Raw genomic sequence first — 24765 nt, 5'->3', positions numbered from 1 at the left:
CGTTCAGCTCTCTTCCCGGTGTACGGCGGCCACGGTGCTCATGCGTCGATCGCGTCGCGGTCGACCCGGTCGGAGGAGTCGATCAGCCAGTTGCGGCGCGGCTCGACCTTCTCGCCCATCAGCAGTTCGAGGATGCGCTCGGCGGCGTCGACGTCGTCGAGGGTGATCCGGCGGACCGCCCGGGTGGCCGGGTTCATCGTGGTCTCCCACAACTCGTCGGCGTCCATCTCACCGAGACCCTTGAAGCGCGGGATCGGGGTGACGATCTGCCTGCCGGCCTTCTCCAGCTTGCGGACCGTCGCCTCCATCTCGGCCTGGGTGTAGGTGTAGGTGGTCTGCGGGGTGCGCCCCTTCGTGGTGATCTTGTGCAGGGGCGGCATCGCGGCGTAGAGCCGGCCGGCCTCGATCAGCGGTCGCATGTAGCGGGCGAACAGGGTGATCAGCAGGGTCCGGATGTGCGCGCCGTCCACGTCGGCGTCCGCCATGATCAGCACCCGGCCGTAGCGCAACGAGGACAGGTCGAAGGTGCGTCCCGAGCCGGCCCCGAGCACCTGCACGATCGCGGCGCACTCGGCGTTGTCGAGCACCTGCTGGAGGTTGGCCTTCTGGACGTTAAGGATCTTGCCGCGGATCGGCAGAAGCGCCTGATACTCGGCAGAACGGGCAAGTCGCCCTGTGCCGAGGGCGCTGTCGCCTTCCACGATGAATAATTCACTTCTATCGATGCCTGCGGCGCGGCAGTCGACCAGTTTGGCGGGCATCGACGCGCCCTCCAGGGCGGTCTTGCGCCGGGCGGCGTCCTTCTGCTGCTTCTGGGTCAGCCGGACCCGGGCCGCGTCGACGATCTTCTGGAGCACCGTGCGCGCCTCGGCCTTGCTGCGCCGGTCCTCCAGCCAGGCCTTGACGTGCTGCTCGACCAGGGTCTGGAGCACCTTGGTGATGCCGGCGGTGGAGAGCTCGTCCTTCGTCTGCGAGGTGAACTGCGGCTCGGGGATGCGCACGTGCACCACCGCCGTCATCCCCTCCAGGACGTCGTCCAGGGTGGGCGGGTCCTCCTTGGGCTTGAGCAGGCCCCGGGTGTTGCGGACGGCGTCGGCCAGGGTCCGGGTCAGCGCCCGCTCGAAGCCCTTACGGTGGGTGCCGCCGTGGGCGTTGCGGATGGTGTTGGTGAAGCACTCGACGGTGCGCTCGTAGCCGGTGCCCCAGCGGAAGGCGATCTCGACCTCGGCCCGGCGCTGCACGTTGGACTGCATCACGCCGTTGGCGTCGGCGGCGTTCTCCCGGTACGTCCCCTCGCCGGTGACCAGCAGGGTGCCGGAGACCGGCCGGTCACCGGCCGGCGCCAGGAACTCGACCATGTCGGTGAGCCCGTTGGGGTAGTGGAAGCGCTCCTCGACCGGCTCCTCGGCGGTCTCGTCGCGCAGCCGGTAGTCGACCCCGGGGACCAGGAAGGCGGTGTTGCGCAGCTTCATCCGGACGGCCTCGACGTCGAGGCGCGCGCCGGTCTCGAAGTAGCGGGCGTCGTGCCAGTAGCGGATCGAGGTGCCGGTGCGCTGGCCCCGCTTCATCGACCCGACGACCTGCAGGCCGGGGCCGGGGGTGAACGGGGCGTCCGGGCCGTCGCCGGCGAAGACGCCGGGGACGCCGTGCCGGAAGGACATCGCGTGCACCTTGCCGCCGCGCCGGACGGTCACGTCGAAGCGGCGGGACAGCGCGTTGACGGCGGAGGCGCCCACGCCGTGCAGGCCGCCGGAGGTCTTGTAGCCGGAGCCGCCGAACTTGCCGCCGGCGTGCAGCCGGGTGAGCACCAGCTCGACCCCGGAGATGCCGGACTTGGCGTGCACGTCGGTGGGGATGCCCCGGCCGTCGTCGTCGACCTGCACCGAGCCGTCGGCGTGCAGGATCACCTCGACCGTGGTGGCGTGACCGGCGACACCCTCGTCGGTGGAGTTGTCGAGGATCTCGTTGACGAGGTGACCCACGCCACGACTGTCGGTCGAGCCGATGTACATGCCGGGACGCTTGCGGACGGCGTCCAGGCCCTCCAGGTGGGTGAGGTCGTCTGCCCCGTAGAGGGTCTCAGGCTGTGCGGTCAACTGGTCGTACTCCCCGGTCTCGGCGGTGTGGTGCCGCTCACCGTCTCGATCTCCACGCGCGGCGTGCCGCAGCGAGCGTAGCCGTACGCCCCGACAGCGCCGTGCAGCCCCACGTCGGACGGCGGGTGCGCGTCCGCCGGGGGCAACGCCGCCGGGGGTCGGGGCCTTCCCGGGCGGGGTGCCCGCCGGCCGGAAACGACCGTTTCCGCCATGGGACGATCGTGTTAAGAGGCATTGACGTCCATCTCGCCAAGTGATCTGATCCGGCCCGGAAGGATCTTTCACATTTCCATGGACAGATGGGGGACGTCATGTCCAGGTTCCACCGTAGCGCCCTCGCGGCGCTGCTCACCGTCGCCACGGCCGCCCTGCCGGTCGCCGTCGGCTCCGCCGCACCGGCCGCCGCCGCGCTGCCCACCGCCGCCGTCGCCCTCGGCGACAGCTTCATCAGCGGCGAGGGTGCCGGGGCGTACTCGGCGGTGACCGACGTCAACGGGGTCGCCCAGCCGTTCCCGGGCTGGTCGGCACCGAACAACAACGCCTACTTCTGCCACCGATCACCCAACGCCTCGCTGTTCAAGGCGGACCTGCCCGGCATCTCCGCCCGGTTCAACCTGGCCTGCTCCGGCGGCCAGCCGTACGACATCGCCAACGCGTCGGCCAGCCGGGCCAAGGGCCGTCAGGTCGCCGCCCAGCTCGACCAGTTGCGCGCGGTCGGGCAGACCCACGACATCGACCTGGTGCTGGTCGGCCTCGGCTCGAACAACAGCTCGTTCACCTTCGGCACCGTCGCCGAGAAGTGCGCGAACCGGTTCATCGCCGACGCCTGGACCGGGTGGTGGGAATTCTGGGCGTACCTGGGCGGGCCGGTGGAGCAGAAGCCCTGCTCGGACGCCGACCTGGCCACCTCCGCCCAGGTCGCCGCCGCGACGGCGGAGACCACGGCGGCGGTCCGGCAGATCCTGACCACGCTGGACCAGATCGACGCCGACGGCCAGCACCGGATCGTCTTCCAGGACTACACCAACCCGCTGCCGCCGGAGCTGGCCTCGACCTACTGGGAGGAGGACAGCCGGGACGACACCCGGGACAAGTTCCGTGACCTGGGAGCCGAGCGGTACGCCGCCGGTTGCCCGATCCACCGGGCCAGTCTCGCCCCCGGCCAGCGCTTCTCGCAGGGCCTGGGCACCCTGGTGAGTTCGGTCCGCAACACGCTGTCCGCCGAGTTCCCCGCCGCCGACCTGGTCTACCTCAACGTGCAGCGGGCCTTCGACGGCGCCCGGCTGTGCGAGTCGGCGGGCAGCCCCGGCAACGCGCTGGCCACCCCGATCCGGCTCCAGGACGGCACCTCGGGGGTCTTCGTGACCAGCCTGTCCGGCTACGACAAGCTGGACATCCAGCGGATCGCCAACACCTGCGGGACGTACTTCCAGACCTGCCAGGAGTCCTGGCACCCGAGCGCGGCCGGGCACCAGGTGCTGGGCCGGTGCCTGACCGGCGCGGCGTCGACCGGCGCCCGTACGGTCTCCTGCGTCCGCTCGCCGGACGGGACGGTCCAGGTCAGCTGAACCGGCGGCCGGTGGGGTGACCGTCCGGGTCGCCCCGCCGGCCGACCGGTCCGGGCCCGCCGGTCCCGGTCAGCTCTCCGCCGGGGTACGGGCCCCCGGGCCGGGCGCGGGGGTGAGCAGCAGGGCCGCCGCCGGGCCGTCGGCCAGTTCCGCCAGGGGCATCTCGTCGAGTACGGCGAGGAAGGCGGCCTGGGCGCGGCGGAGCTGGACCCGCAGGCGGCAGCCGGCACGCAGGGCGCAGCCGGTCTCCTCGCAGGAGACCACCTCCCCCTCCCCCTCGAAGGCGCGCACGACGCGGCCGACGGTGATCCGTTCGGCTCCCTCGGCGAACGCCACCCCGCCGGAGCGGCCCCGGACGGTGAACAGCACCCCGATGCGCTGGAGCCGCTGGACCACCTTGGCCACGTGGCTGCGGGGCAGGTCCAGCCGTTCGGCCAACTCGTCGACGGTGGTGCGGGTCGACGCGGGGGCGGTGAGCATGGCGATCCGCAGGGCCATGTCCGTCGACAGGTTGAGCTTCACGATCCGACCCTAGCCAGCGCCCCTGGTGGCGGACAGGGGCCGGGCGGCGGTGACCGGCGCGCCGACAGGCCCGGGACTTTCGACCCTAAGAGGACTTTCGAATTCCTGTTTGAGTGGTCTCCGGTACCCATCTGGAGGAGGAGCCGTGCTCTCGGAGTCGTCAGCCGCCGTCGTCACCGCCACCCTGCCCGTGGTCCGGGCCCACGCCGACCGGATCACCGGCCGGTTCTACGCCCGGATGTTCGCCGCCCATCCGGAACTGCTGAACCTGTTCAACCGGGGCAACCAGGCGACCGGCCGGCAGCAGGCGGCGCTGGCCGCGTCGGTCGTCGCGTACGCCGGGCACCTCACCGGCGAGGACGCGACCGGATGGACGGCGGTGCTGGAGCGCATCGCGCACAAGCACGCCTCGCTGGGCATCGCCGCCGGCCAGTACCCGCTGGTGGGCAGGCACCTGATGGCCGCCATCGGCGAGGTGCTGGGGGCGGCGGTCACCCCGCAGGTCGCCGCCGCCTGGGACGAGGTGTACTGGCTGATGGCCTGCGAGCTGGTGGCCCGGGAGGCCCGGCTGTACGCGGCCACCGGGCTGCCCCACGGCGGGGTGGTCTGGCGCGACTGGCGGGTCACCGGGGTCACGCCGCAGGCCACCGACGTCGTCTCGGTCACCCTCGTCCCGGTCGACGGCGGCCCGGTGCCGGGCTTCGTCCCCGGCCAGTACGTCTCGGTCGCGGTGGACCTCGACGGCGGACGCGGCCGGCAGATCCGGCAGTACAGCCTCTCCGGCCGTCCCGACGCCGACCACTGGCGGATCACCGTCAAGCGGGTACGCGGCACGGCGGGCGCCCCGGACGGGCTGGTCTCCGGTTTCCTGCACGACCACGTCGGCCCCGGCGACGTGCTGCGGCTGAGCCCACCCTTCGGCGAGGTGAGCGCGGTGGCGGGCCAGGGGCCGCTGTTGCTGGTCAGCGCCGGGATCGGGCTCACCCCGGCGATGTCGGCGCTGGCCCACCTGGCGGCGACCGCGCCGGACCGGCCGGTGGTGCTGGCCCACGCCGACCGGGACGGCGCCGCCCACGCCCACCGGGCCGACCTGGTCGAGCTGCACACCCGGCTGCCCCGGCTGCGGCTGCGGCTGTGGTACGAGGAGATCTCCGGCGACGACGGCCCGACGCTGCCGGCCGAGGTGAGCCGGGGCCGGATCGACCCGGAGCTGATCCCGCTCTCCCCCGACGCGCACGTGCACCTGTGCGGTCCGTTGCCGTTCATGAACCGGGTCCGCGGCGGCCTGCTGCGCCGGGGGGTGCCGGTGGAGCGGATCGCCTACGAGGTGTTCGGGCCGGGGATGCTGCCCGAGGTGGGCTGAGCACGGCCGGTCGCGGGGCACGCAGGGCGTTCGGACGGGCACGCAAAGTTGATGTTTACCGCCTCCGCGCTGGGCAACTGGTTCGGCATACCGGGCGGCGCGTGACGTCCGGGCACCGACGCCGCGAGGGCGGCCGGGTGCCTGTCACGCGCCCGGTGCGCGGGACCGGGTGATGACGCCGGCCGGAAGCCCCCGCACCGGATTCCGCCTCGCCGGTGACCGGATCACGGAGGAGGAAGCATGCGCATCGCGATGGTCTCGGGGCACGCCAGCCCGCTCGCCGTCCCCGGCGGACAGGATGCCGTGGGGCTGCACCTCCACGTCGCCGAGCAGGCGGCGGCGCTGGCCGCCGAGGGCCACGAGGTGCGGGTCTACACCCGGCGGGACGACGCCACGCTGCCCGACACGGTGCCGACCGACGCGGGGTACCAGGTGTGGCACGTGCCCGCCGGTCCCGCCCGGCCGGTGCCGGCCGACGAACTCCTGCCCCACGTGGGCGAGTTCGGTCGCTGGCTGGCCGCGCACTGGCAGCAGGCCGGCTGGCGGCCGGACGTGACGCACGCCCACTTCTGGCTGAGCGGTCTGGCGGCCGTGCACGCCGGCCGGCGTACCGACACGCCTGTGGTGTTGACGTACCACGACCTGGGCAGCAGCACGTACCGACGCCGCCCGGAGGGCCGGGAGCCGGTCGGCCGGGGGAGGATCGGCTACGAGCGGGCGCTCGGGCGGGCCGTCGACCGGGTCGTCGTCCAGTCGCACGACGAACTGGGGGAACTGGTCCGGCTCGGGGTGCCCCGGGCGAAGCTGGCGCTGGTGCCCTCGGGGGTGGACGAGCGGCTGTTCACCCCGACCGGGCCGGCCGTACCGCGCGATCCGGACCGGCCCCGACTGCTCACCGTGGGGCCGCTGCACGACCGCCGGGGCGTGCAGGACGTCGTGCGGGCGCTGCCCGGGGTGCCCGGGGCCGAGTACGTGGTGGTCGGCGGACCGCCGGCCGGGTCGCTGGCGACCGACGACGTCGCCCGCCGGTTGACCGCGCTCGCCGGGTCCTGTGGTGTCGCCGACCGGGTCCGGCTGGTCGGCGCGGTGCCCCGCGAGGAGTTGGCGGCCTGGTACCGCTCGGCCGACGTCCTGGTCGCCGCCCCGTGGTACGAGCCGTTCGGCCGTAGCCCGCTGGAGGCGATGGCGTGCGGCGTCCCGGTGGTCGGCACGGCGGTCGGCGGGATCACCGACAGTGTGGTCGACGGGCTGACCGGGGATCTGGTGCCGCCGCGCGACCCCCGGGCGCTGGGTGCCGCGGTCCGCCGGCTGCTCGCCGACCGGGTCCGCCGCTTCGCGTACGCCACGGCGGCGTTGGACCGGGTGCGGGTGCGCTACTCCTTCCGGCACTGGGCCGAGCAGCTCGGCGGCGTCTACGCCGCGGTCAGCGGGGTCGGCCGGCTCGCTCCGGCGGCGGCCTGACCGGCCGCGACGGCCCACCCGGGCGGGGCGCGGGCCACTTATTACCGGCCGGTAGGATGGGCTGGTGAGCGGGGACGCGGAGTACACGCAGGAGTTCGTCGACGTCGACGGGGCCCGGATCGGCATCCAGGTCTATCCGGAGCCCGCCGGCACCTCCGCCGCGCCGGTGGTGCTGATCTGCCCGGCGATGGGGGTACGCGCCCGCTACTACCGCCCGTTCGCCGCCGCGCTGCGCGCCGCCGGCCTGGCCGTGGTCGTCGCCGACCTGCGCGGCACCGGGGCCAGCACGCCCCCGCCGTCGCGGGCCTGCCGGTACGGCTACCGCAAACTGGCCGCCGACGTCGGCGCGGTCCTCGACGCGCTCAAGTCCCGGCGGGACGGCCGGCCGACGCTGCTGCTCGGGCACTCCCTCGGTGGGCAGGCGGCCCTGCTGCACCTCGCCCTGCACGGTGTCGAGCAGGTCGACGGCCTGGCCCTGCTCGCCGTCGGTATGCCGTACTGGCGCGGCTACCCGGGCCTGCGCCGGTACGGCGTGCTGCCGTACAGCCAGGGGATCGCGGCGGTCGCCGGGACGCTCGGGGTCTGGCCGGGCTGGGGGTTCGGCGGCCGGCAGGCGCGCGGGGTGATCCGGGACTGGGCGCGCACCGCCCGCACCGGCCGCTTCCCCACCCTCGACGGGGTGGACGGCGACGCGGCGGTGGGCCGGCTGACCCTACCGGTGCTCGCGGTCAGCGTCGACGACGACCAGTACACCCCGCACCCGATCGTCGACCACCTCTGCACCAAGCTCACCGCCGCGCCGGTCATCCGGCACCGGTACACGGCAGCCGAGGCCGGGGCCCCGTTGGACCACTTCCGCTGGGTCCGGGCCGGCCTGCCGCTGAGCCGCCGGGTGGCCGACTTCGCGGCCGGTCTGCCCCGCCGCTGACCCCGGTGTCCGGTCCCGCACCGGTCCGCCGCCACCCGGGCGCGTAGCCCCCGTCGGGACGGGTATGCCGCTGCGCCCGAACACGGTGGAGGGGGATCAGATGTCGGAACGACACACCGCACTGCGCTCGATGCACGATCTCGGCCTGGCGGCCTGGTTCGGTGGCTCCCTGATGGGGGCGCTGGGCGTGAACGGAGCGGCGGCACGGATCAGCGACTCGACCCAACGGCTTCCGGTGGCCTCGGCCGGCTGGTCGCGGTGGACGCCGGTCAACGCGGCGGCGATCGGCGCGCACCTGGCCGGCGCGGTGGGTGAGCTGGCCACCGAGAGCCCCCGGATGATGGCCCAGTCCGGGGTGGGCCGGATGAGCGCGGTGAAGACGGCGCTGACCGTCGGCGCGCTCGCGGTCACCGGGTACAGCCGGTTGGTGGGTATGAAGTTGCAGAACGCCGGTAACCCGCCGGTGTCGGGGACCACCGAGCCCAACTACCAGACACCCGCCGAGGTGGCGCACCGGCAGCGGCAGATGAAGGTCCTGCAGTGGACCATTCCCGCGTTGACCGGGGCGTTGGTGGTGGTCACCGCGTACATGGGTGAGCAGCAGAAGCCGGGCCAGGTGTTCCGGGGGATGCTCGGGCGCGCCGGTGGTCTGATGGGCGCGCCGATGACGATGGGCCGGCTGGCCGCGACGGGGGCCCGGCGGCGGATGGCGATGGCCGGCTGACCGGCGGGCCCGGGACCGGCCGGTACGGGGGTCGCCGTCGACGCGGACGGGGGGCCCCGTACCGGCGCGGTCAGTGGCCCGTACCGGCGCGGTCAGTGGCCGACGGCTGCCGTCGTGGGAGCGACCCCGAGCAGTTCGGCCAGCCGGGCGGCATCGCGTTGGGCCTGCCCCGCGCAGCAGTTGTTGAACAGCACGTGCAGCTCCCCGGACCGGTCGGCCAGGTCGGTGAGCAGGTCGGCCCAACGGCGTAGTTCGTCGTCGGCGTAGGCGTACCGGAACCGGTCCTCCTTGCTGCCGTGTTCCCAGTGGGCGCTGTGGCCGTGCATCCGTACCAGCACCGGCTCGGCGGTACCGATCATGATCGGGGGCACCGAGGACGGGTGCCCCTGCGGCATGTCGACGCAGACCAGGCTGAGGTCGTGGTCGCGCAGGAAGGTCACCGTCTCGGCCGCCGCCGCACCGTCGAACCAGGACCCGTGGCGCAGTTCCACGGCGACCCGCCAGGGCCGGCACCGGTCGGCCAGTTCCGCGATCCGCCGTCGGGCACCCTCCCCCCGCACCAGCCACGACGGGAACTGCAACAGCACCGCGCCGAGCCGGTCAGCCGCCGCGAGCGGTGCCAGCGCCGCCCGGAACCGGGTCCACAACTCGTCGTACGTCGCCTCGGGCAGGTCGCGGCGGCGGACCCGGGACGGGCCGGTGGCCGGTCGCAGGTCCCTCGGCAGCACCTGCACCGGTGTCGAGTGTCCGGTGAAGAGGCTGAACGCCTTGACGTCGAAGGTGAAGCCCGGCGGGGTGGCCGCCGCCCAGCCGCCGGTGGTCTCCGGCACCGGAATGGCGTAGTACGAGGTGTCCACCTCGACCAGCCCGAACCGCCCGGCGTACCAGCCCAGCCGCTGGGCCGGGGTCCGCACCGACCGGGGATACCAGCCGGCGCGCAGCAGCGTCTGATCCGCCCAGGACGACGTTCCCACCCTGATCGTTCCCATGTGGTCCAGTCCACCGTCCGGCGGCCGGATCGGCAACCGCAGGGGCGGACGCGGTCGGACGCGCGGTGTGGCGGGCGGGAAGTGTCGGGGGGTGGCCCTAGCGTGACCCTCGACGACATCGACCACGGAGGGTGGCGGATGACCACTTCGGAGCGGGTGCTCACCGGCGAGAAGGCCGACCTGTTGCAGTCCCTCGGCCAGCACCGCGGCTTTCTGCGGCACACCGTGCGCGGGTTGACCGACGAGCAGGCGGCGGCCCGCAGCACCGTCAGCGAGCTGTGCCTGGGCGGCCTGATCAAACACGTGACCCTGGTGGAGCACCGGTGGGCGCGGTTCATGGCCGGCGGGGCCGAGGCGATGGAGAGCGAGCCGGTCGACTGGGCCGGCATGTTCCGGATGACCGACGACGACACCCTGACCGACCTGCTCGCCCGGTACGCCGAGACGGCGGCCCGCACCGACGAGCTGGTCGCCACCCTCGACCTGGACACGGTCCACCCGTTGCCGGAGGCGCCCTGGTTCGAGCCGGGGGCGAGCTGGTCGGTGCGCCGCACGGTGCTGCACGTGATCGCCGAGACCGCCCAGCACTGCGGGCATGCCGACATCATCCGCGAGTCCATCGACGGCGCGAAGACGATGGGCTGAGCCCGGCCGGTCACCGTGGGCGGTCGACGACGAAACGGGTCAGGCCGAGCAGGAACCGGCCGTCCTCGGTGCCGGCCCGGTCGCCGAGCACGGCAAGTCCCTCGGCCAGCGCCGCGTCGGCCAGTTCCCGGGCGCTGCGTCGGGCCACCTCCACACTGTCGTACGCCGTCAGCCGGCGGTGCAGCCAGCGCACGTCGGCCGCCGTCCGGTCGGCGCGGGGGGTGCCGAGGAAGGCCACCGTCCGTTCCCGTTCCCCGGCGGTGCAGCGGGCGAGGAAGTCGATGAGGATCAGGGTGCGCTTGCCCTCCCACAGGTCACCGGCGATCTCCTTGCCGTAGGCGGCGTACTCCCCCACCAGGTTCAGCACGTCGTCGGTGATCTGGAAGGCCGCGCCGAGGTACCAGCCGTAGCGGTCCAGCCGGTCGGTGCGCAACCGCCCGCCGCCGGCCGCCAGCACCCCGGTGCGGCACGGGTAGATGCAGGTGTACCAGGAGGTCTTCTTCAGGCACATCCGGTAGTAGTCGTCGGGGGTGAGGTCGCAGGCGTTGTCCCTGATCCAGCCGATCTCGATGGCCTGGCCCTCCAGCGAGTGGCGCAGCATCAGCCGGGTCTCCTCGACCAGTTGCCAGGCGGTGCCGGAGCCGAGGCCGTCCCGGTTGGCCAGCAGCCGGTCCAGGGCGAGCAGGTTGGTCATGTTGCCGACGTTGAGCGCCACGCCGACGCCGTACGCGGCGGGCAGGGTCGGTGCGCCCCGCCGCTGCTCGCTGCCGTCCTGGATGTCGTCGTGGATGAGGAAGGCGTTGTGGAACAACTCGACGGTGGTGGCCACGTTGACCGCCGCCTCGTCCGGTTCGTCGCCGTCGCCGGCGAGCCGGCACGCGGCCAGACAGAGCGCCGCCCGCAGCCCCTTGCCGGAGCGGCGGGGATAGTCGGCGACCAGGTCGTAGAGGTAGCGGGGGCCGCCGGTGGGCAGCTGGGCCAGCAGGGTCGCCATGGTCCGCGCCCGGTAGCGGTCCAGCACCTCCTCGACCCGGTCGTCGATACCCGGTGCGGTCATCGGCTCAGGACACCGGGCCGGGCCCGCCGTCGGCCCCCGGGGTTCCCGGGTCCCGGTCGACGCGGACCGGGCCGGTCGGTTCGGGGCCCTGGCCCGACACCCGGTCGATCAGCCCGTTGGCCAGTTCCGGGGTGAGCCGGGCCAGGTCGAGCAGGCTGTCCAGCACGTCGTGGGCGTCGGCGGCGTAGCGGCGGGTCAGCTCGCCCCGCTCGCCGGTGACCGGCAGTTGGGCGACCACCATGTCGATCAGCGCGTGGGTGTCCCTGCGGACCCGCCCGGCCACCTCGTCGAAGGCCGCCGGGTCGACCCGCCGGTCGGCGGTGAGTTTCTCCTGGAGCCGGCGGGCGCTGTCGATGCCGGCGGACAGCTCCTCCTGGAGCACCGACGCCGCGCGGGTGACGGCGGCCGACATCTCGTCGCCGAGCTGATCGAAGCGTTCGTCACGGTGGGTGTCACGTTCGGGCATGGCCCAACCTCCCTCGATGCGACCTGTCCAGCGGATTGTTACACCAGCGCATACCGACCGGTCACGTACTGTAGGGATGCCGACCCGGTTTTCGTCCCCGCCGCCCGGCTCGGGTGTGACCGGGGCCACGTCCGGCCCCGTCGGCGTGACGTCCCACCCCGCGCCGACGCTGAGGGACACGAGATGACCCGATACCGCCTGGATCAGGAAACCGCTGAGCGGCTGCTCAGCGGGGCGGTCGACGGGTCGACCGGCCCGGTCCGGCCGCTGGTGACGCTGCTGACCGCGGTGCGCCCCGCAGCGGCCCGGGACGAACTGCCCGGGGAGTCGGCGGCGATGTCGGCGTACCGGGCTGCACGGGCCACCCGGGCCACCCCGGTCCCCGACCGGGCGGCCGCGGACCCGGCCGGAGACACGGGCAGTCCGGTGGACGGCAACCACCCCGGGCCGGATCACCCGCCGGGGCTCGGCCGCCCACCCACGACCGGTGACCGGGAGGACCGACGGCCGCCGACCCACGACCCATGACCGGTAGGGCCGACGCCCCACGACCGACGCCCCACGACCGACGACCGAAGGGCCGAAGGGCCGTCGGCCGCCGACCGCTGGCGCGTGACCTGCGGACGGTGGCCCGACCACGGCCGGGGCGGCGACAACGGGGCTGGTAGCTTGCGCCGATGACTCTGCGGCGTCGACGCCTGGCGGTGGCCTTCCGGCTGGCGATCGTGATCGGTGTGCTGGCCGGGATCGTGCTCACCGCCCTCGGCCCGGCCACCGTCACCGGGCTGCTGCCGTACTTCACCATCCAGAGCAACCTGGCGGTCGGGCTCTTCGCCGGCTACGCCGCCTGGCAGGCCGCACGACGTCGACCCGAACCGCCGTCGGCGCTCAAGGGCGCGGTGACCCTCTACGTCACCATCACCGGCGTGGTCTACCACCTGGTGCTGGCGAACCCGGCCAGCCCGTTCGCGATGACCCAACCCGACCGGGCGCTGGGCGAGGCGCTGGGCAACCAGCTCCTGCACACCGTCGTGCCGCTGCTCGCCGTCGCCGACTGGACGCTGTTCGACCCGCGCGGCCGGCTACGCCCCCGGTACGCCCTCTGGTGGCTGGCGTTCCCGCTGGCGTACCTGGGGTTCGCCCTGGTACGCGGGCTGATCGTGCACCGCTACCCGTACCCGTTCATCGACGCCGGACAGCTCGGCTACGACGGCGTCGCGGTCAGCGCGGTCTTCTTCGCCGTCGCCTTCTGGCTGCTCGGCCTGCTCTTCGTCGGCGTCGACCGGACCCTGTCCCGGTGGGTCACCCACCCACCCGCCGACCCGGACGCCCCGGCGCGACCGGCACCCCCGGCCGGGCGGTCAGCGCAGCCGGGGACGACGCCCCGGGCGGACGGCTGACCGGTCCCGGCCGTACGCGTCGGCCCGGCCCCACCGGCCGGGCACGTCCAGCAGCTCGATCCGGCCGAAACCGTCGGGCAGGGCCGGGTTCACCAGCAGGTTGTCCCCGCAGGGCCGCAGCCCGAGCAGGGTGCCCAGCAGCATCAGCAGGGCCCCGGCGGACCACGACTGCGGTCGGCCGGCCATCGGCAGCTGCACCGGGTAGCCGGTGACCGCGCGGGGATACCCGGCGATCACCTCCGGCACCGATCCCCCGACCAGGTCCGCCATCGCGAAGATGCCGTCGGCGACCCGGGCGGCCTCCTCGTCGTGGTGGTACCGCCGCAGCCCGGCCGCGACGAGGGCGTTGTCCGACGGCCACACCGCACCCAGGTGCGCGCCCACCGGGTTGTACGCCAACTGCCCGTCGGCGAACGTGCGGACCCCGAAGCCGGAGAAGAGCTGCGGCCCCACCAGATGGGCGGCGAGGGCGGCGGACCGGTCCTCGGCGACGATCCCGCTCCACAGCAGGTGCCCAAGCTGGGACGTCAACGCCACCACCGGGGTGCCGTCCGGCTCCAGGGCCGACGCGTAGTGCTCCTGGCGGGGCAACCAGAAGTCCCGGTTGAACCGTTCCTTCAGCGCGTCGGCCTGCCGCTCCAGCAGGTCGGCGTACTCGGGCTCGCCCCAGAACTCCCGGGCCAGGCGGGCTCCGCGCCGCTTCGCGTCGTAGGCGTAGCCCTGGAGTTCGCAGGTGGCCCTGGGCCCGGCGGGGGCCCGGCCGTCGGCGTCCACGATCGCGTCCGGCGAGTTGCGCCAGCCCTGGTTCACCAGCCCGTTGCGGGTGTTGCGCCGCTGGTAGCGCAGGTAGCCGTCGCCGGTCAGGTCGCCGTAGCCGTCGATCCAGTCCAGCGCCATCCGGGCCGGGTGGCGCAGCTGCCGGACCAGCGCGGCGTCGCCGGACCAGCGCTCGTACTCGTCGAGCAGGATCACGAACAGCGGGGTGGTGTCGGCCGCGCCGTAGTACAGCCCGGTCGGCTGCTCGTCGAAGGCGGCCGACTCGCCGTACCGCAGTTCGCCGAGGATCTTGCCGGGTTCCTCCTCGTGCTGGTCGTCGAGCCGACCACCCTGGAGCAGGGCGAGCATGCGCAGCGTGTTCGGGGCCAGCTCGGGGGTGAACGGCAGGGTCATCAGGCAGGTGACCAGGGCGTCCCGGCCGTAGAGCGCCATCGCCCAGGGCAGACCCCCCACCGGCACCCGTCCCGGGTACGCCAGCGGGACGTAGCGCAGCGCGGCCAGGTCCGTCAGCGCCTGCTCGTACGTCGCCGGCAGCCGTTCCCGCTCGCTGATCAGCTGCGGTGCCCGGTCGAGCCAGTCGACCAGGTCGTGCCGCATGTCGTGGCGCACCCGCATCCGGTGCGACTCCAGGCTCTCCCGCAGGTCGTGCCCGCCCTCACCCCGGATGGACATGCCGACGTGCAGGTCGGTGACCCACGTCCCGTGCGCCGGCACGGTGATCCGGTAGGTGAAGCCCCCCTCGTCGACGTCGGCCGGGGCGGTGCTGGAGACCGTCGCCTCCCGGGCGAACCGCTCCCGTTCGTAGCGCAGCCGCAGCACCGCGTCGGACGGGGAGGCGACCGTGGTGACCCGCCGGGGCGTCGGGCTGCGGATCTCCGAGGTGTCGGCGAAGTCCGCGCCGACCTCCATCCGCACCACGAAATCGGCGGGCTCGGCGGAGTGGTTGAGCACGGTGAGCTGCTCGGTGAAGCTGTCGTCGATGGACCGGTGCCGGATCACCGACACGTCCGCGTCGACGTAGTGGCTGGCCGTGCCGGGGACCAGGAAGAACCGGGTCTCGAAGTAGGTCATGTCGTCGCGGGACAGGGCGTGCAGCCGCTGCCCGTCGATGGTGAGCACCCAGCGGCACAGGAACCGGGTGTCGAAGGAGAACAGTCCCACCGGCGTCCTCGGGTCCACCTCCATGTCGCCGTGCGCGTCGCTGACGGCGAAGGCGTTGCCGGCGACGACGTGGACCCGTTCCTCCCTCACCGGTGGCCGTCCCGTTCCCGGGCGACCTGCCGGGGGTGCCGGGCGTCGGGCGGGCCGGGGAAGATCCGCCGCAGCATCATCAGCAGCCGCATGTTGCCCCGTACCGACAGGTCGTTGCGCAGCAGCGCGGTGGCGAGGTGGGTCCGGCCCGACGCCAACCGGTCGAAGACCTCCCGGTCGGCGCGGACGACCAGGTCGGCCTCGTCGGCGGAGCGGGTGACCTCGACGCGTTGGTCGCGGATGGTCAGCCGCCAGTGCGCGGTGTGCCCGTCCCCGGCGGCGTCCAGGCGCAGCGTGCCGCTGGTCGTCTCCGGGAGGTCGGGCCGCCGACCCCCGTCCCACCGCTGCAGGAAATCCGCCATCGACGTCCCCACGGCTGCCCTCCCCCACGGCGTGTCACGTGCCTGGTCAGCGTGCCGGTCGAGGGGGTGAGGCCGGCTCACCCGGACCGGACGAGATCGGGGACGGGATGGGGTGGGACCGGTCGCGGACGGTCAGGACCGCAGCAGGCCCCGCAGGTAGGCGGCCTGGCCGACGTGCTGGAGATCGTCGGCGGCGATGCTGACCAGCCGGACCCCGAGGGTCACCGGCGGGTCCCAACTCTCGTCGACAACCCGGTCCAGGTCCACCGGACGCAACCCGGCCAGGAACGTCCGGGTCCGCTCCGCCACCGCCCGGTGGTAGTCGACGAGCACCTGCGCGCTGTCCGGCCGGACCGTGGCGACCTGCTCCGGGGTGTGGCCGTAGCCGGTGTCGGCCGGGTCGGCGGGCAGCCCGAACCGGGCCGCCCGGTCACCGGCGACCCACACCTGGTCGACCCCGAGCAGCTCGGCGACCTGCTGGTCCTGGATCCGGGTGAGGTGCCAGACCAGCCAGCCGACCGGGTTGGCACCCGGACCGGGCCGCCGGCACAGCTGTTCGGGGCTGAGCCCGTCCACCGCCGCGTCCACCAGGTCGGACAGGTGGTCGTAGATTCCGGTCAGCAGGGCGTCGACGTTCACCGGGGCCTCCTCGTAGCGGCGTACCCGGTCGGGATACCGCAGCCGGGGCCCGGCAAACCGCCGCGCCGGACGATCCGGTGACCCCCGCGGGCGTACCCCGGGGTCAGCGCGCCGGTTCGGGGCGGGTGATGGCCCAGCTGCCGCCGTGCCGGTCGTGCAGCAGCACCTCGCGCGGCGTGCCGTTGGCGGCGCTGACCTGCGCGCCGGCCGCGCGGGCGCGGCGCAGCACCGCGTCGGCGTCGGCGGCGGTGACGGTGAGCACCGGCAACCCGCCGGCGACCCCGGGCGGGTCGGTCCACTCGCTGACCGTGAACCGGTGACCGTCGACGACGAGGTCGGCGGCGAGCACCCGCCCGTCGGGGAGGCACTCCTGGCAACATGGGACCGCACCGAAGACCCGGGTGTAGAACGCGATGGCGTCGGACGCGTCGGTGACCGTGAGGTGCGGCGCGGCTGGTGGGTGCTCGGATGTCATGACGTCGGTGCCACCTTCCCGGTCGACCGGTGACGGAACCGTCGCATGTGACGGTAGGCGGCCCGGCCGCGGCACCGGCACCCTTACCCGACCCCTGAACCGTCCCGACGGCAGGTCGTGGCCGCCGCGCCGGGACCCCGGTGGCGGAGCGTGGTGGGGGGTGGTGACGGGCCGGTCGCCGCACTAGCGTCGGCGGCACGGGGCCGCACCGTGCCCCCGTGCGATCGACCGGAGGGGCGTGGACCGTGTCGCTGCTGGCCGCGATGTCATCGTCGGTGGACGACCGTCCGGATCTGCTCCGGGTGGGTGAGGTGTGCCTGTCCCGGTCCCGGCTGCTCGGCCTGGCCACCGCCGTCGCCGACGACCTGCGCGGCCTGGACCGGGTCGCGGTCGTGACCACCCCGACGATCGAGACCGTGGTGGGCGTGGTGGGCGCGTTGCTGGCGGGTACGGCGGTGGTGCCCGTGCCGCCGGACGCCGGGCCCCGGGAGCGGGAGCACATCCTGCGCGACTCGGCGGTCGGGGCCCTGCTCGCCCCGGCGGGCACGGCCCCGCAGGACTCCCCGGCGGCGGACGCGTTGCCGGTCGTCCCGGTCGACCTGCGACGGGTGTCGGCGACCACCCATCCGGAGCCCGGAGCGGAGCGGACCGCCCTGATCCTCTACACCAGCGGCACCACCGGCGCGCCCAAGGGGGCGCTGCTGTCCCGGGGGGCGATCGCCACCTGCCTGGACGGGTTGGCCGAGGCGTGGGCGTGGACGCCTGACGACCTGCTGGTGCACGGCCTGCCGCTGTTCCACGTGCACGGTCTGGTGCTCGGGGTCCTCGGCCCGTTGCGGGTCGGCGGCCGGCTGCACCACGTCGGCCGGCCGCAGCCCGAGCGGTACGCGGCGGCCGGCGGGACGCTCTACTTCGGCGTACCGACGATCTGGTCGCGGATCGCCGCCGCGCCGGCCTCCGCACGGGCCCTGCGCGACGCGCGGCTGCTGGTGTCGGGCAGCGCGGCGCTGCCCACGACGGTCTTCGACGACCTCACCGGGTTGACCGGGCACCGGGTCGTCGAGCGGTACGGCATGACGGAGACCCTGATCACGGTGAGCGCCCGCGCCGACGGCCCGCGCCGTCCGGGCGCGGTCGGGGTGCCGCTGCCCGGGGTACGCACCCGGATCGTCGACGAGCAGGGCCGGGACCTGCCCACCGACGGTACGGCGATGGGCGAACTGCTGGTCACCGGCCCGACCCTGTTCGACGGCTACCTGAACCGGCCGGACGCCGACGCGGCGAGCCGTACCGCCGACGGCTGGTTCCGCACCGGGGACGTCGCCACGGTCGGTCCGGACGGTTGGCACCGCATCGTCGGCCGGGCGAGCACCGACCTGATCAAGAGCGGCGGGTACCGGATCGGGGCCGGTGAGGTGGAGGAGGCGCTGCTGGCCCACCCGGCGGTGCGCGAGGCGGCCGTGGTGGGCCTGCCGCACCCGGACCTGGGGCAGCAGGTCACCGCGTACGTGGTCGGCGACGGGGTGACCGGGCCGGAGCTGGTGGACTTCGTCGCCCGGCACCTGTCGGTGCACAAGCGGCCCCGGGAGGTCCGGCTGGTCGACGCCCTGCCCCGCAACGCGCTGGGCAAGGTGCAGAAGAAGCGCCTCGTCGAGGGGTGAGCCGTCAGACCTGCACGGGCGTCGACTGCACCCGCCGCAGCCACGAGTCGGGGCGGGGGCGGGTACGCCACTCCCGGGGGTAGCCGACGGAGACCTCCTCGAACCGCACCCCGTCGTGCCAGGTCACCCGGGGGATGTGCAGGTGCCCGTAGATCACCGCGGTGGCGTGGAAGCGGCGGTGCCAGTCGGCGGTGAGTTCGGTGCCGCACCACTGGGCGAACTCGGGGTAGCGCAGGATGTCGGTGGGCATCCGGACCAGCGGGTAGTGGTTGACCAGGATCTTCGGCACCGCCGGGTCGCTGCCGGCGAGCCGGCTCTCGGTCAGTGCCACCCGGGCCCGGCACCAGGCGTCCCGGCTCGGGTGCGGGTCGGGGTGCAGGAAGACCTCGTCGGCGCAGACCACCCCGGCGGCGTGGGCGCGGGCCAGCGCCTGTTCCTTGCTGGTGACGCCGGGCTCGCGGAACGAGTAGTCGTAGCCGACGAACAGCGGCGCGACCAGCAGCGGGCCGCCGGGCCCGGTCCAGACCGGGTAGTCGTCCTCGGGGGTGGCCACCCCCAGGTCGCGGCACTGCCGCACGAGGGCCTGGTAGCGGGCCTCGCCGCGCAGCCGGACCGGGTCCTGCGAGTGGGTCCACAGCTCGTGGTTGCCGGGCGCCCAGATCACCTTGGCGAACCGCTCGGCGAGCAGCGCCAGCGCCCAGGTGACGTCGGCGAAGAGTTCGGCGACGTCCCCGGCGACGATCAGCCAGTCGCCGGCCGCGCGGGGCCACAGGCTCTCCACGATCTTCCGGTTCTCCGGGTACGCCACGTGCAGGTCGCTGACGGCGTAGATGCCGGCGTTCATCGGGTGTGGTCCCCTCGTTCGTCCGGTGCGCACGGCGGGGCGCGGCTCCGGGTCGGCTGGTGCGGTCCGGCTCGGGTTCAGTGCGGTACGGCGACGACGGTCAGGGTCAGCCCGGCGTCGTGCAGGTAGCGACCGTCGAAGTCCCGAACGCGGCCGGGGACGAGGACGTGGCCGGTGAAGGTACGTCCGGCCGGGTGCAGGACGATCCGGGCCTCGTCGAAGCCGAGGAAGACCCCGGTGATCGGGAACCATGCCTTGTAGAGGGACTCCTTGGCGCTGAACAGCAGCCGGTCCCAGTGCGGTCCGGGGGCGTCGGTGGTCAGCCGGCCCACCATGGCGCGTTCCTCGGGCAGGGCGATCGCGTCGAGCACACCGTCGGGCAGTGCCTCGTCGGGTTCGGCGTCGATGCCGATGGAGCGGACGTCCGCCGCGCGGGCGACCACGGCGGCCCGGTAGCCGGCGCAGTGGGTGAGGCTGCCGACCACACCGGACGGCCAGACGGGTGCCCCCCGGTCGCCGGTGAGCACCGGGGCGGGCGGTACGCCGAGGGCGCGCAGGGCCCGGCGGGCGCAGGTACGGGCGGTGGTGAACTCCCGCAACCGCTTGTCGACGGCGCGGGCCACCAGCGCGGCCTCCTCGGGGTGCAGGGGTTCGGTGTCGGTGTCGTCGAACGCCTCGACGGCGACGACACCCGGTGGCGTGATCCGGTCGATCATGCGTCAGCCAGTGGCCGGATGGTCCAGGTGTCGCCTGTGTGTAGGAGGGTGGTGAGTTGTTGTTCGGGGGTGTCGGTGGTGGTGTTTCGGGCGGTGGTGATCTGGTGTTGGACGGTGGTGTCGTAGGTGGGGCGTTGGGTTTGGCGGAGGATGCCGATGGGGGTGTTGCGGAGGTCGGGTTGGGGGAGGCGGGACAGGGCGAAGGCGTAGGCGGGGTCGGTGATGGTGGTGTCGTGGATGACGATGTCTTCGGGTGGGGTGGTGGCGGTGTCGCGGATGTCGAGGCCGAAGCCGTGGGGTGGGTGTACGACGCAGTGTTGCTGGTCGCGGCCGAAGGTGATGGGTTGGCCGTGTTCGAGGCGGATCAGGTAGTCGTCGCGGGTGTCGGGTTGTTTGAGTTGGTCGAAGGCGCCGTCGTTGAAGATGTTGCAGTTTTGGTAGATCTCGACGAAGGCGGTGCCGTGGTGTTCGGCGGCGGCGCGTAGGACGGTTTGGAGGTGTTTGCGGTCGGAGTCGATGGTGCGGGCGACGAAGGTGGCTTCGGCGCCGAGGGCGAGGGACAGGGGGTTGAAGGGGGCGTCGGCGGATCCGGCGGGGGTGGATTTGGTGATTTTGCCGGTTTCGCTGGTGGGGGAGTACTGGCCTTTGGTGAGGCCGTAGATGCGGTTGTTGAACAGCAGGATCTTGAGGTTGACGTTGCGGCGTAGGGCGTGGATGAGGTGGTTACCGCCGATGGACAGGGCGTCGCCGTCGCCGGTGACGACCCAGACGGACAGGTCGGGGCGGGTGACGGACAGTCCGGTGGCGATGGCGGGGGCGCGGCCGTGGATGGAGTGCATCCCGTAGGTGTTCATGTAGTAGGGGAAGCGGGATGAGCAGCCGATGCCGGAGATGAACACGGTGTTGGCGCGGGGGATGTTCAACTCGGGCATGAACTGTTGGACGGCGGCGAGGATGGCGTAGTCGCCGCAGCCGGGGCACCAGCGGACTTCCTGGTCGGATTTGAAGTCTTTCCCGGTGAGTTTCAGGGCGACGGGTTCAGGCATTTTTGCAGACCTCTTCCAGCATCGTCTCCAGTTCGGCGGCGGTGAAGGGTAGGCCGCGGACCTGGTTGTAGGTGATCGCGTCGATCAGGTATCGGGCGCGGATGACCTGGGCGAGTTGGCCGAGGTTCATCTCGGGGATGACGACCCGGTCGTAGGCGGAAAGGACGTCGCCGAGGTTGCCGGGCAGGGGGTTGAGGTGGCGTAGGTGGGCCTGGGCGATGGGTTGGCCGCGGTGGCGCAGGGTGCGGCAGGCGGCGCCGATCGGGCCGTAGGTGGAGCCCCAGCCGAGCACGAGGGTCCGGGCGGTGCCGTCGGGGTCGTCGACGTCGAGGTCGGGCACGTCGATGGCCTGGATGCGGGCGGCGCGGGTGCGGACCATGTAGTCGTGGTTGGCCGGGTCGTAGGAGATGTCGCCGGTCTTGTCGGCTTTCTCCAGGCCACCGATGCGGTGTTCCAGGCCGGGGGTGCCCGGCACGGCCCAGGGACGGGCCAGGGTGCCCGGGTCACGCAGGTAGGGCAGGAACGTGACGCCGTCGTCGCCGTTGGGGGCGGTGGCGAAGTCCACGCGCAGGTCGGGCAGGGCGTCGACGTCGGGTAGCAGCCACGGTTCGGAGCCGTTGGCGACGTAGTTGTCCGACAACAGGATCACCGGGGTGCGGTAGGTCAGGGCGATCCGGGCGGCTTCGAGCGCGGCGTGGAAACAGTCCGACGGTGACTTCGCCGCGATCACCGCGACCGGGGCCTCACCGTGACGGCCGTGCAACGCCATGTTCAGGTCGGCCTGTTCGGTCTTCGTGGGCAGACCCGTCGACGGACCGGCACGCTGCACGTCCACGATCACCAACGGCAACTCCAGGGCGACGGCCAGGGAGATCGTCTCGGACTTCAACGCCACACCCGGACCGCTGGTCGTGGTCACCCCCAACGCACCGCCGTAGGAGGCGCCCAACGCCGCGCCGACCGCGGCGATCTCGTCCTCGGCCTGCATCGTGACCACACCGAGCCGCTTGTGTTTCGACAACTCGTGCAGGATGTCCGACGCCGGGGTGATCGGATACGCGCCGAGGAACACCGGCAGACCCGACCGCACCCCCGCCGCGACCAACCCCAACGACAGAGCGGCGTTACCGGTGATGTTGCGGTAGGTACCCGGCACCATCTTCGCCGGTTTCACCTCGTACCGCACCGAGAACGAATCGGTGGTCTCGCCGTAGTTCCAGCCCGCCTTGAACGCCGCGATGTTCGCCGCGACCAGATCCGGCCGCTTGACGAACTTCCGTTCCAGGAACCGCAACGTCGACTCGTACGGACGCGAGTACATCCACGACAACAACCCCAACGCGAACATGTTCTTCGCCCGCTCGGCGTCCTTCTTCGACACCGACAACTCCGCCAACGCCCCGACCGTCATCGACGTCAACGCCACCGGATGCACCACGAACCCGTCCAGCGTGCCGTCCTCCAACGGGCTGACGGCATAGCCGACCTTCACCAGGTTCCGGCGCGTGAACTCATCAGTGTTCACGATGATGTCCGCACCCCGACGCAGATCACCCAGATTCGCCTTCAACGCCGCCGGATTCATCGCGACCAACACATTCGGCGCGTCCCCCGGCGTCAGAATGTCATAATCCGCGAAATGCACCTGGAAACTCGACACCCCCGGCAACGTTCCCGCAGGCGCCCGAATCTCCGCCGGGAAATTCGGCAACGTCGAAATGTCATTACCCAACTGCGCCGTCTCCGAGGTGAACCTGTCCCCCGTCAACTGCATCCCGTCACCCGAGTCACCAGCAAACCGGATCACCACCCGGTCCAACTGACGCACCTCGGTCCTGCCGGGCGTCCCGCCGTCCGCCGCCGGCGCATCGTCGTACCGGGTGGTGGAGGTCATGGGCGATCACGTCCCTCTCTGCTGCGCGACCCGCACCACGACGGTGCGTTGCCGGCGAACGGCGGGCCGACACCCGGCCCCGGCGGTACCAGCGCAGCCATCGGCCGGCGCGGTACGGCGGCGCAGGTCCGTACCGCCGGGGTCGGCGACCCCGGCGTCATCCTGCGGGGTCGCCGACCGCATCAAGCGCCGGCGAGCGCGTGCGACCACACGCTAGGTTCCGGCCCCGGCCGTGCCAACCCTTAGCGATCCCCTACCCCCACCCGGCTGCGAGCGGCCGGACGACGGGCTGTCCGGGGCGTCCACCGGGGACGGCGCAGGGGGCGCGTGCCTCGACCCGACATGGGACACTTGTCTACATGGGCGAGCTGACCAGCGGCGCAGTGGCCGAGCCGGGGTCACCGCTGCGGCCGGGCGATCCGGAGCACGTCGGGCCCTACCGGCTGCGTCGCCTGCTCGGCTCGGGTGGCATGGGGGTGGTGTTCCTGGCCGAGGCCCCGGGCGGGGGCCGGGTGGCGGTCAAGGTCGTCCACGACGAGCTGCGCTCCCGGCCGGAGTTCCGGCGACGGTTCGCCCGCGAGGTCGCCGCCGCCGGCCGGGTGGCCGACTTCTGCACCGCCCGGATGCTCGACGCCGACCCGCAGGGGCCGGTCCCCTACCTCGTCACCGAGTACGTGACAGGCTCGTCCCTGCACGAGCACGTGACCCGGCACGGCTCGCTCTCCGGCCCGCAGGCCGAGGCGCTCGCCGTCGGCGTGGCCGCCGGGCTCACCGCGATCCACGCCGCCGGGCTGGCCCACGGCGACCTGACCCCCCGCAACGTCCTGCTGTCCCCGTTCGGCCCGAAGGTCATCGACTTCGGGTTGGCGAGCCTGATCGAGGCGCTCGACCCGACCACCGGCCCCTCGTACGGCACCCCGGGCTGGTTGGCCCCGGAACGTCTCGCCGGTTTCCCGCCGGCCCAGCCCGCCGACGTCTACGCCTGGGGCATCCTCGTCGGCTGGGCCGCCACCGGCCGGCTACCGGTGGACCCCCGGGTGCACCCGGGGGGCCCGCCCGACCTGAGCGGGCTGCCCGCGGGCCTGGCGGCGGTGGTCGCGCGGGCGCTGCGCACCGAGCCCGGCCAGCGCCCCACCGCGCGGGAGGCGATGCTGATCCTCGTCGGCAGTGCCGACACGGCCAGCATCCGGTCGGCGGTGGAACCGGTGGCGGCCACCACCGAGCAGCTCGACGGCACCCGGTGGTACCCGGCGACCGGCCAGCCGGCCACCCTGGTCGCCCCGACGCCGCCGCCACGTCGCCCGCCGCCGTCCTGGCCGGCGGTGCTGACCGGGGTGGTGGCGGTGGTGGCCCTCGTCGTGCTGGGCGTGGTCGCGCTGCGTCAGGCCGACCAGCGCGGCGCGCCGTCCGCCGGGCCGGGCCCGTCCGCGCCGTCCGGCGTCGTCACGCCGAGCCCCACCCCGAGCCCGTCACCCACCCCGAGCCCCACCCCCGCCACCGCGACCGGGCAGGACGGGTCGTTGGAGTTCACCGTGACGGGGGTGCACTGCGGGTCGCGCGAGATCGGGTTCTGGCCGTTGACCCAGAAGGCGGACGGCGTGTTCTGCATGGTCGACGTCGACGTGGTCAACAAGGGGTCCAAGGGCACCATCGTCTGGCCGCTGAGCCAACGGTTGGTCGACGCCGATGGGCGCGGGTACACCCCCGACACCCGTTCCCTGCTCTACTATCCGGACACGCAACGGTTGACGAAGAAGATCGAGCCCGGCGCGACGGTCAGCGGCTCACTGGTCTACGACACGCCGGTCGGTGCCGAGCTGCGCCAACTGGTCGTCCACGACACGCCACTGAGTGCGGGCACCACCATCGATCTGCCGTGAC

General features: G+C 73.2%; 23 protein-coding genes. 10 read left to right on the top strand and 13 right to left on the bottom strand.

What is annotated here, in order from left to right; genetic code table 11:
• Positions 1-38: 38 nt before the first annotated feature.
• The gene (locus ACN268_RS31325) at positions 39-2096 is read right to left on the bottom strand and encodes a DNA gyrase/topoisomerase IV subunit B (RefSeq protein ID WP_421486618.1); all 2058 of its coding nucleotides are present in this window, start codon (positions 2094-2096) and stop codon (positions 39-41) included.
• Positions 2097-2407: 311 nt separating this feature from the next.
• On the opposite strand from ACN268_RS31325, the gene ACN268_RS31320 reads away from it, so the two are divergent.
• Positions 2408-3664, top strand: a complete 1257-nt coding sequence (locus ACN268_RS31320) for a hypothetical protein (protein WP_421486617.1) — start codon at positions 2408-2410, stop codon at positions 3662-3664.
• A 69-nt stretch (positions 3665-3733) separates the two neighbouring features.
• On the opposite strand, the gene ACN268_RS31315 is transcribed toward ACN268_RS31320, so the two are convergent.
• Positions 3734-4186 carry an RrF2 family transcriptional regulator gene (locus ACN268_RS31315; protein WP_421486616.1) on the bottom strand — a complete coding sequence of 151 codons (453 nt, stop codon included), beginning with the start codon at positions 4184-4186 and terminating at the stop codon, positions 3734-3736.
• Between the two features lie 145 nt (positions 4187-4331).
• On the opposite strand from ACN268_RS31315, the gene ACN268_RS31310 reads away from it, so the two are divergent.
• The 4 genes from ACN268_RS31310 (at position 4332) to ACN268_RS31295 (ending at position 8662) form a co-directional block, all read left to right on the top strand.
• Positions 4332-5549 carry a globin domain-containing protein gene (locus tag ACN268_RS31310; RefSeq protein WP_421486615.1) on the top strand — a complete coding sequence of 406 codons (1218 nt, stop codon included), beginning with the start codon at positions 4332-4334 and terminating at the stop codon, positions 5547-5549.
• A gap of 240 nt (positions 5550-5789) precedes the next feature.
• Positions 5790-7010, top strand: coding sequence for a glycosyltransferase (locus ACN268_RS31305; RefSeq protein ID WP_421486614.1), 1221 nt, complete (start codon positions 5790-5792; stop codon positions 7008-7010).
• 64 nt (positions 7011-7074) lie between these two features.
• Positions 7075-7938 (top strand): alpha/beta fold hydrolase, encoded by an 864-nt coding sequence (locus ACN268_RS31300; protein ID WP_421486613.1) that lies wholly within the window; start codon positions 7075-7077, stop codon positions 7936-7938.
• A 100-nt stretch (positions 7939-8038) separates the two neighbouring features.
• On the top strand, positions 8039-8662 hold the full coding sequence (locus tag ACN268_RS31295) for a hypothetical protein (protein ID WP_088647384.1): 624 nt from the start codon (positions 8039-8041) through the stop codon (positions 8660-8662).
• A 92-nt stretch (positions 8663-8754) separates the two neighbouring features.
• Here the strand turns inward: ACN268_RS31295 and ACN268_RS31290 are convergent, their stop codons facing one another.
• Positions 8755-9651, bottom strand: coding sequence for a DUF72 domain-containing protein (locus ACN268_RS31290; RefSeq protein ID WP_421486612.1), 897 nt, complete (start codon positions 9649-9651; stop codon positions 8755-8757).
• A 138-nt stretch (positions 9652-9789) separates the two neighbouring features.
• On the opposite strand from ACN268_RS31290, the gene ACN268_RS31285 reads away from it, so the two are divergent.
• On the top strand, positions 9790-10296 hold the full coding sequence (locus ACN268_RS31285) for a DinB family protein (protein ID WP_421486611.1): 507 nt from the start codon (positions 9790-9792) through the stop codon (positions 10294-10296).
• Between the two features lie 10 nt (positions 10297-10306).
• Here the strand turns inward: ACN268_RS31285 and ACN268_RS31280 are convergent, their stop codons facing one another.
• Both ACN268_RS31280 and ACN268_RS31275 read right to left on the bottom strand, forming a co-directional pair.
• Entirely contained in the window at positions 10307-11353 is a 1047-nt protein-coding gene (locus ACN268_RS31280) for a polyprenyl synthetase family protein (RefSeq protein ID WP_421486610.1), read from the bottom strand.
• 4 nt (positions 11354-11357) lie between these two features.
• Positions 11358-11819, bottom strand: a complete 462-nt coding sequence (locus ACN268_RS31275) for a hypothetical protein (protein ID WP_421486609.1) — start codon at positions 11817-11819, stop codon at positions 11358-11360.
• Between the two features lie 183 nt (positions 11820-12002).
• Between ACN268_RS31275 and ACN268_RS31270 the strand changes: the two genes are divergently transcribed.
• Complete coding sequence (locus tag ACN268_RS31270) at positions 12003-12347, top strand: hypothetical protein (protein ID WP_421486608.1); 345 nt, start codon at positions 12003-12005, stop codon at positions 12345-12347.
• A gap of 149 nt (positions 12348-12496) precedes the next feature.
• Positions 12497-13219: a Pr6Pr family membrane protein gene (locus ACN268_RS31265; RefSeq protein ID WP_421486607.1), complete on the top strand. Its 723-nt coding sequence runs from the start codon at positions 12497-12499 to the stop codon at positions 13217-13219.
• Here ACN268_RS31265 and ACN268_RS31260 read toward each other — a convergent pair.
• The 4 genes from ACN268_RS31260 to ACN268_RS31245 all read right to left on the bottom strand — a co-directional run bounded on the left by ACN268_RS31260 (position 13181) and on the right by ACN268_RS31245 (position 16723).
• Positions 13181-15247: a glycogen debranching N-terminal domain-containing protein gene (locus ACN268_RS31260; RefSeq protein WP_421486606.1), complete on the bottom strand. Its 2067-nt coding sequence runs from the start codon at positions 15245-15247 to the stop codon at positions 13181-13183. The genes ACN268_RS31265 and ACN268_RS31260 overlap by 39 nt on opposite strands.
• Positions 15244-15609, bottom strand: coding sequence for an SCP2 sterol-binding domain-containing protein (locus tag ACN268_RS31255; protein ID WP_421487047.1), 366 nt, complete (start codon positions 15607-15609; stop codon positions 15244-15246). The genes ACN268_RS31260 and ACN268_RS31255 overlap by 4 nt, the downstream gene beginning before the upstream one ends.
• 132 nt (positions 15610-15741) lie before the next feature.
• On the bottom strand, positions 15742-16248 hold the full coding sequence (locus tag ACN268_RS31250; protein ID WP_421486605.1) for a mycothiol transferase: 507 nt from the start codon (positions 16246-16248) through the stop codon (positions 15742-15744).
• 103 nt (positions 16249-16351) lie between these two features.
• Positions 16352-16723: a VOC family protein gene (locus ACN268_RS31245; protein ID WP_421486604.1), complete on the bottom strand. Its 372-nt coding sequence runs from the start codon at positions 16721-16723 to the stop codon at positions 16352-16354.
• A 263-nt stretch (positions 16724-16986) separates the two neighbouring features.
• Between ACN268_RS31245 and ACN268_RS31240 the strand changes: the two genes are divergently transcribed.
• A complete protein-coding gene (locus tag ACN268_RS31240; RefSeq protein WP_421487046.1) occupies positions 16987-18384 on the top strand; it encodes an acyl-CoA synthetase in 1398 nt (465 codons plus the stop codon).
• Between the two features lie 4 nt (positions 18385-18388).
• On the opposite strand, the gene ACN268_RS31235 is transcribed toward ACN268_RS31240, so the two are convergent.
• The 4 genes from ACN268_RS31235 to ACN268_RS31220 all read right to left on the bottom strand — a co-directional run bounded on the left by ACN268_RS31235 (position 18389) and on the right by ACN268_RS31220 (position 22884).
• Positions 18389-19228, bottom strand: coding sequence for a metallophosphoesterase family protein (locus tag ACN268_RS31235; protein ID WP_421486603.1), 840 nt, complete (start codon positions 19226-19228; stop codon positions 18389-18391).
• A 77-nt stretch (positions 19229-19305) separates the two neighbouring features.
• On the bottom strand, positions 19306-19944 hold the full coding sequence (locus ACN268_RS31230; RefSeq protein ID WP_421486602.1) for a 4'-phosphopantetheinyl transferase family protein: 639 nt from the start codon (positions 19942-19944) through the stop codon (positions 19306-19308).
• Positions 19941-20990: a 2-oxoacid:ferredoxin oxidoreductase subunit beta gene (locus ACN268_RS31225; RefSeq protein WP_421486601.1), complete on the bottom strand. Its 1050-nt coding sequence runs from the start codon at positions 20988-20990 to the stop codon at positions 19941-19943. The genes ACN268_RS31230 and ACN268_RS31225 overlap by 4 nt, the downstream gene beginning before the upstream one ends.
• The gene (locus ACN268_RS31220; protein WP_421486600.1) at positions 20983-22884 is read right to left on the bottom strand and encodes a 2-oxoacid:acceptor oxidoreductase subunit alpha; all 1902 of its coding nucleotides are present in this window, start codon (positions 22882-22884) and stop codon (positions 20983-20985) included. The genes ACN268_RS31225 and ACN268_RS31220 overlap by 8 nt, the downstream gene beginning before the upstream one ends.
• Positions 22885-23243: 359 nt before the next feature.
• Here ACN268_RS31220 and ACN268_RS31215 point away from each other — a divergent pair, with 359 nt between their 5' ends.
• Positions 23244-24764 (top strand): serine/threonine-protein kinase, encoded by a 1521-nt coding sequence (locus ACN268_RS31215; RefSeq protein WP_421486599.1) that lies wholly within the window; start codon positions 23244-23246, stop codon positions 24762-24764.
• Position 24765 lies beyond the last annotated feature (1 nt).

Source organism: Micromonospora sp. WMMD735 (assembly GCF_049178995.1).
Taxonomy (GTDB): domain Bacteria; phylum Actinomycetota; class Actinomycetes; order Mycobacteriales; family Micromonosporaceae; genus Micromonospora; species Micromonospora wenchangensis.
The sequence above is the reverse complement of the archived record's forward strand: the minus strand, read 5'-3'. Positions and strand labels throughout refer to the sequence as shown.

Coding starts and splice junctions, on each gene's coding strand:
- ACN268_RS31240 (WP_421487046.1), top strand. CDS start 16,987: ATGTCATCGTCGGTGGACGACCGTCCGGATCTGCTCCGGGTGGGTGAG.
- ACN268_RS31295 (WP_088647384.1), top strand. CDS start 8,039: ATGTCGGAACGACACACCGCACTGCGCTCGATGCACGATCTCGGCCTG.
- ACN268_RS31305 (WP_421486614.1), top strand. CDS start 5,790: ATGCGCATCGCGATGGTCTCGGGGCACGCCAGCCCGCTCGCCGTCCCC.
- ACN268_RS31290 (WP_421486612.1), bottom strand. CDS start 9,651: ATGGGAACGATCAGGGTGGGAACGTCGTCCTGGGCGGATCAGACGCTG.
- ACN268_RS31255 (WP_421487047.1), bottom strand. CDS start 15,609: ATGGCGGATTTCCTGCAGCGGTGGGACGGGGGTCGGCGGCCCGACCTC.
- ACN268_RS31220 (WP_421486600.1), bottom strand. CDS start 22,884: ATGACCTCCACCACCCGGTACGACGATGCGCCGGCGGCGGACGGCGGG.
- ACN268_RS31215 (WP_421486599.1), top strand. CDS start 23,244: ATGGGCGAGCTGACCAGCGGCGCAGTGGCCGAGCCGGGGTCACCGCTG.
- ACN268_RS31320 (WP_421486617.1), top strand. CDS start 2,408: ATGTCCAGGTTCCACCGTAGCGCCCTCGCGGCGCTGCTCACCGTCGCC.
- ACN268_RS31230 (WP_421486602.1), bottom strand. CDS start 19,944: ATGATCGACCGGATCACGCCACCGGGTGTCGTCGCCGTCGAGGCGTTC.
- ACN268_RS31245 (WP_421486604.1), bottom strand. CDS start 16,723: ATGACATCCGAGCACCCACCAGCCGCGCCGCACCTCACGGTCACCGAC.
- ACN268_RS31235 (WP_421486603.1), bottom strand. CDS start 19,228: ATGAACGCCGGCATCTACGCCGTCAGCGACCTGCACGTGGCGTACCCG.
- ACN268_RS31270 (WP_421486608.1), top strand. CDS start 12,003: ATGACCCGATACCGCCTGGATCAGGAAACCGCTGAGCGGCTGCTCAGC.
- ACN268_RS31280 (WP_421486610.1), bottom strand. CDS start 11,353: ATGACCGCACCGGGTATCGACGACCGGGTCGAGGAGGTGCTGGACCGC.
- ACN268_RS31265 (WP_421486607.1), top strand. CDS start 12,497: ATGACTCTGCGGCGTCGACGCCTGGCGGTGGCCTTCCGGCTGGCGATC.
- ACN268_RS31275 (WP_421486609.1), bottom strand. CDS start 11,819: ATGCCCGAACGTGACACCCACCGTGACGAACGCTTCGATCAGCTCGGC.
- ACN268_RS31225 (WP_421486601.1), bottom strand. CDS start 20,990: ATGCCTGAACCCGTCGCCCTGAAACTCACCGGGAAAGACTTCAAATCC.
- ACN268_RS31285 (WP_421486611.1), top strand. CDS start 9,790: ATGACCACTTCGGAGCGGGTGCTCACCGGCGAGAAGGCCGACCTGTTG.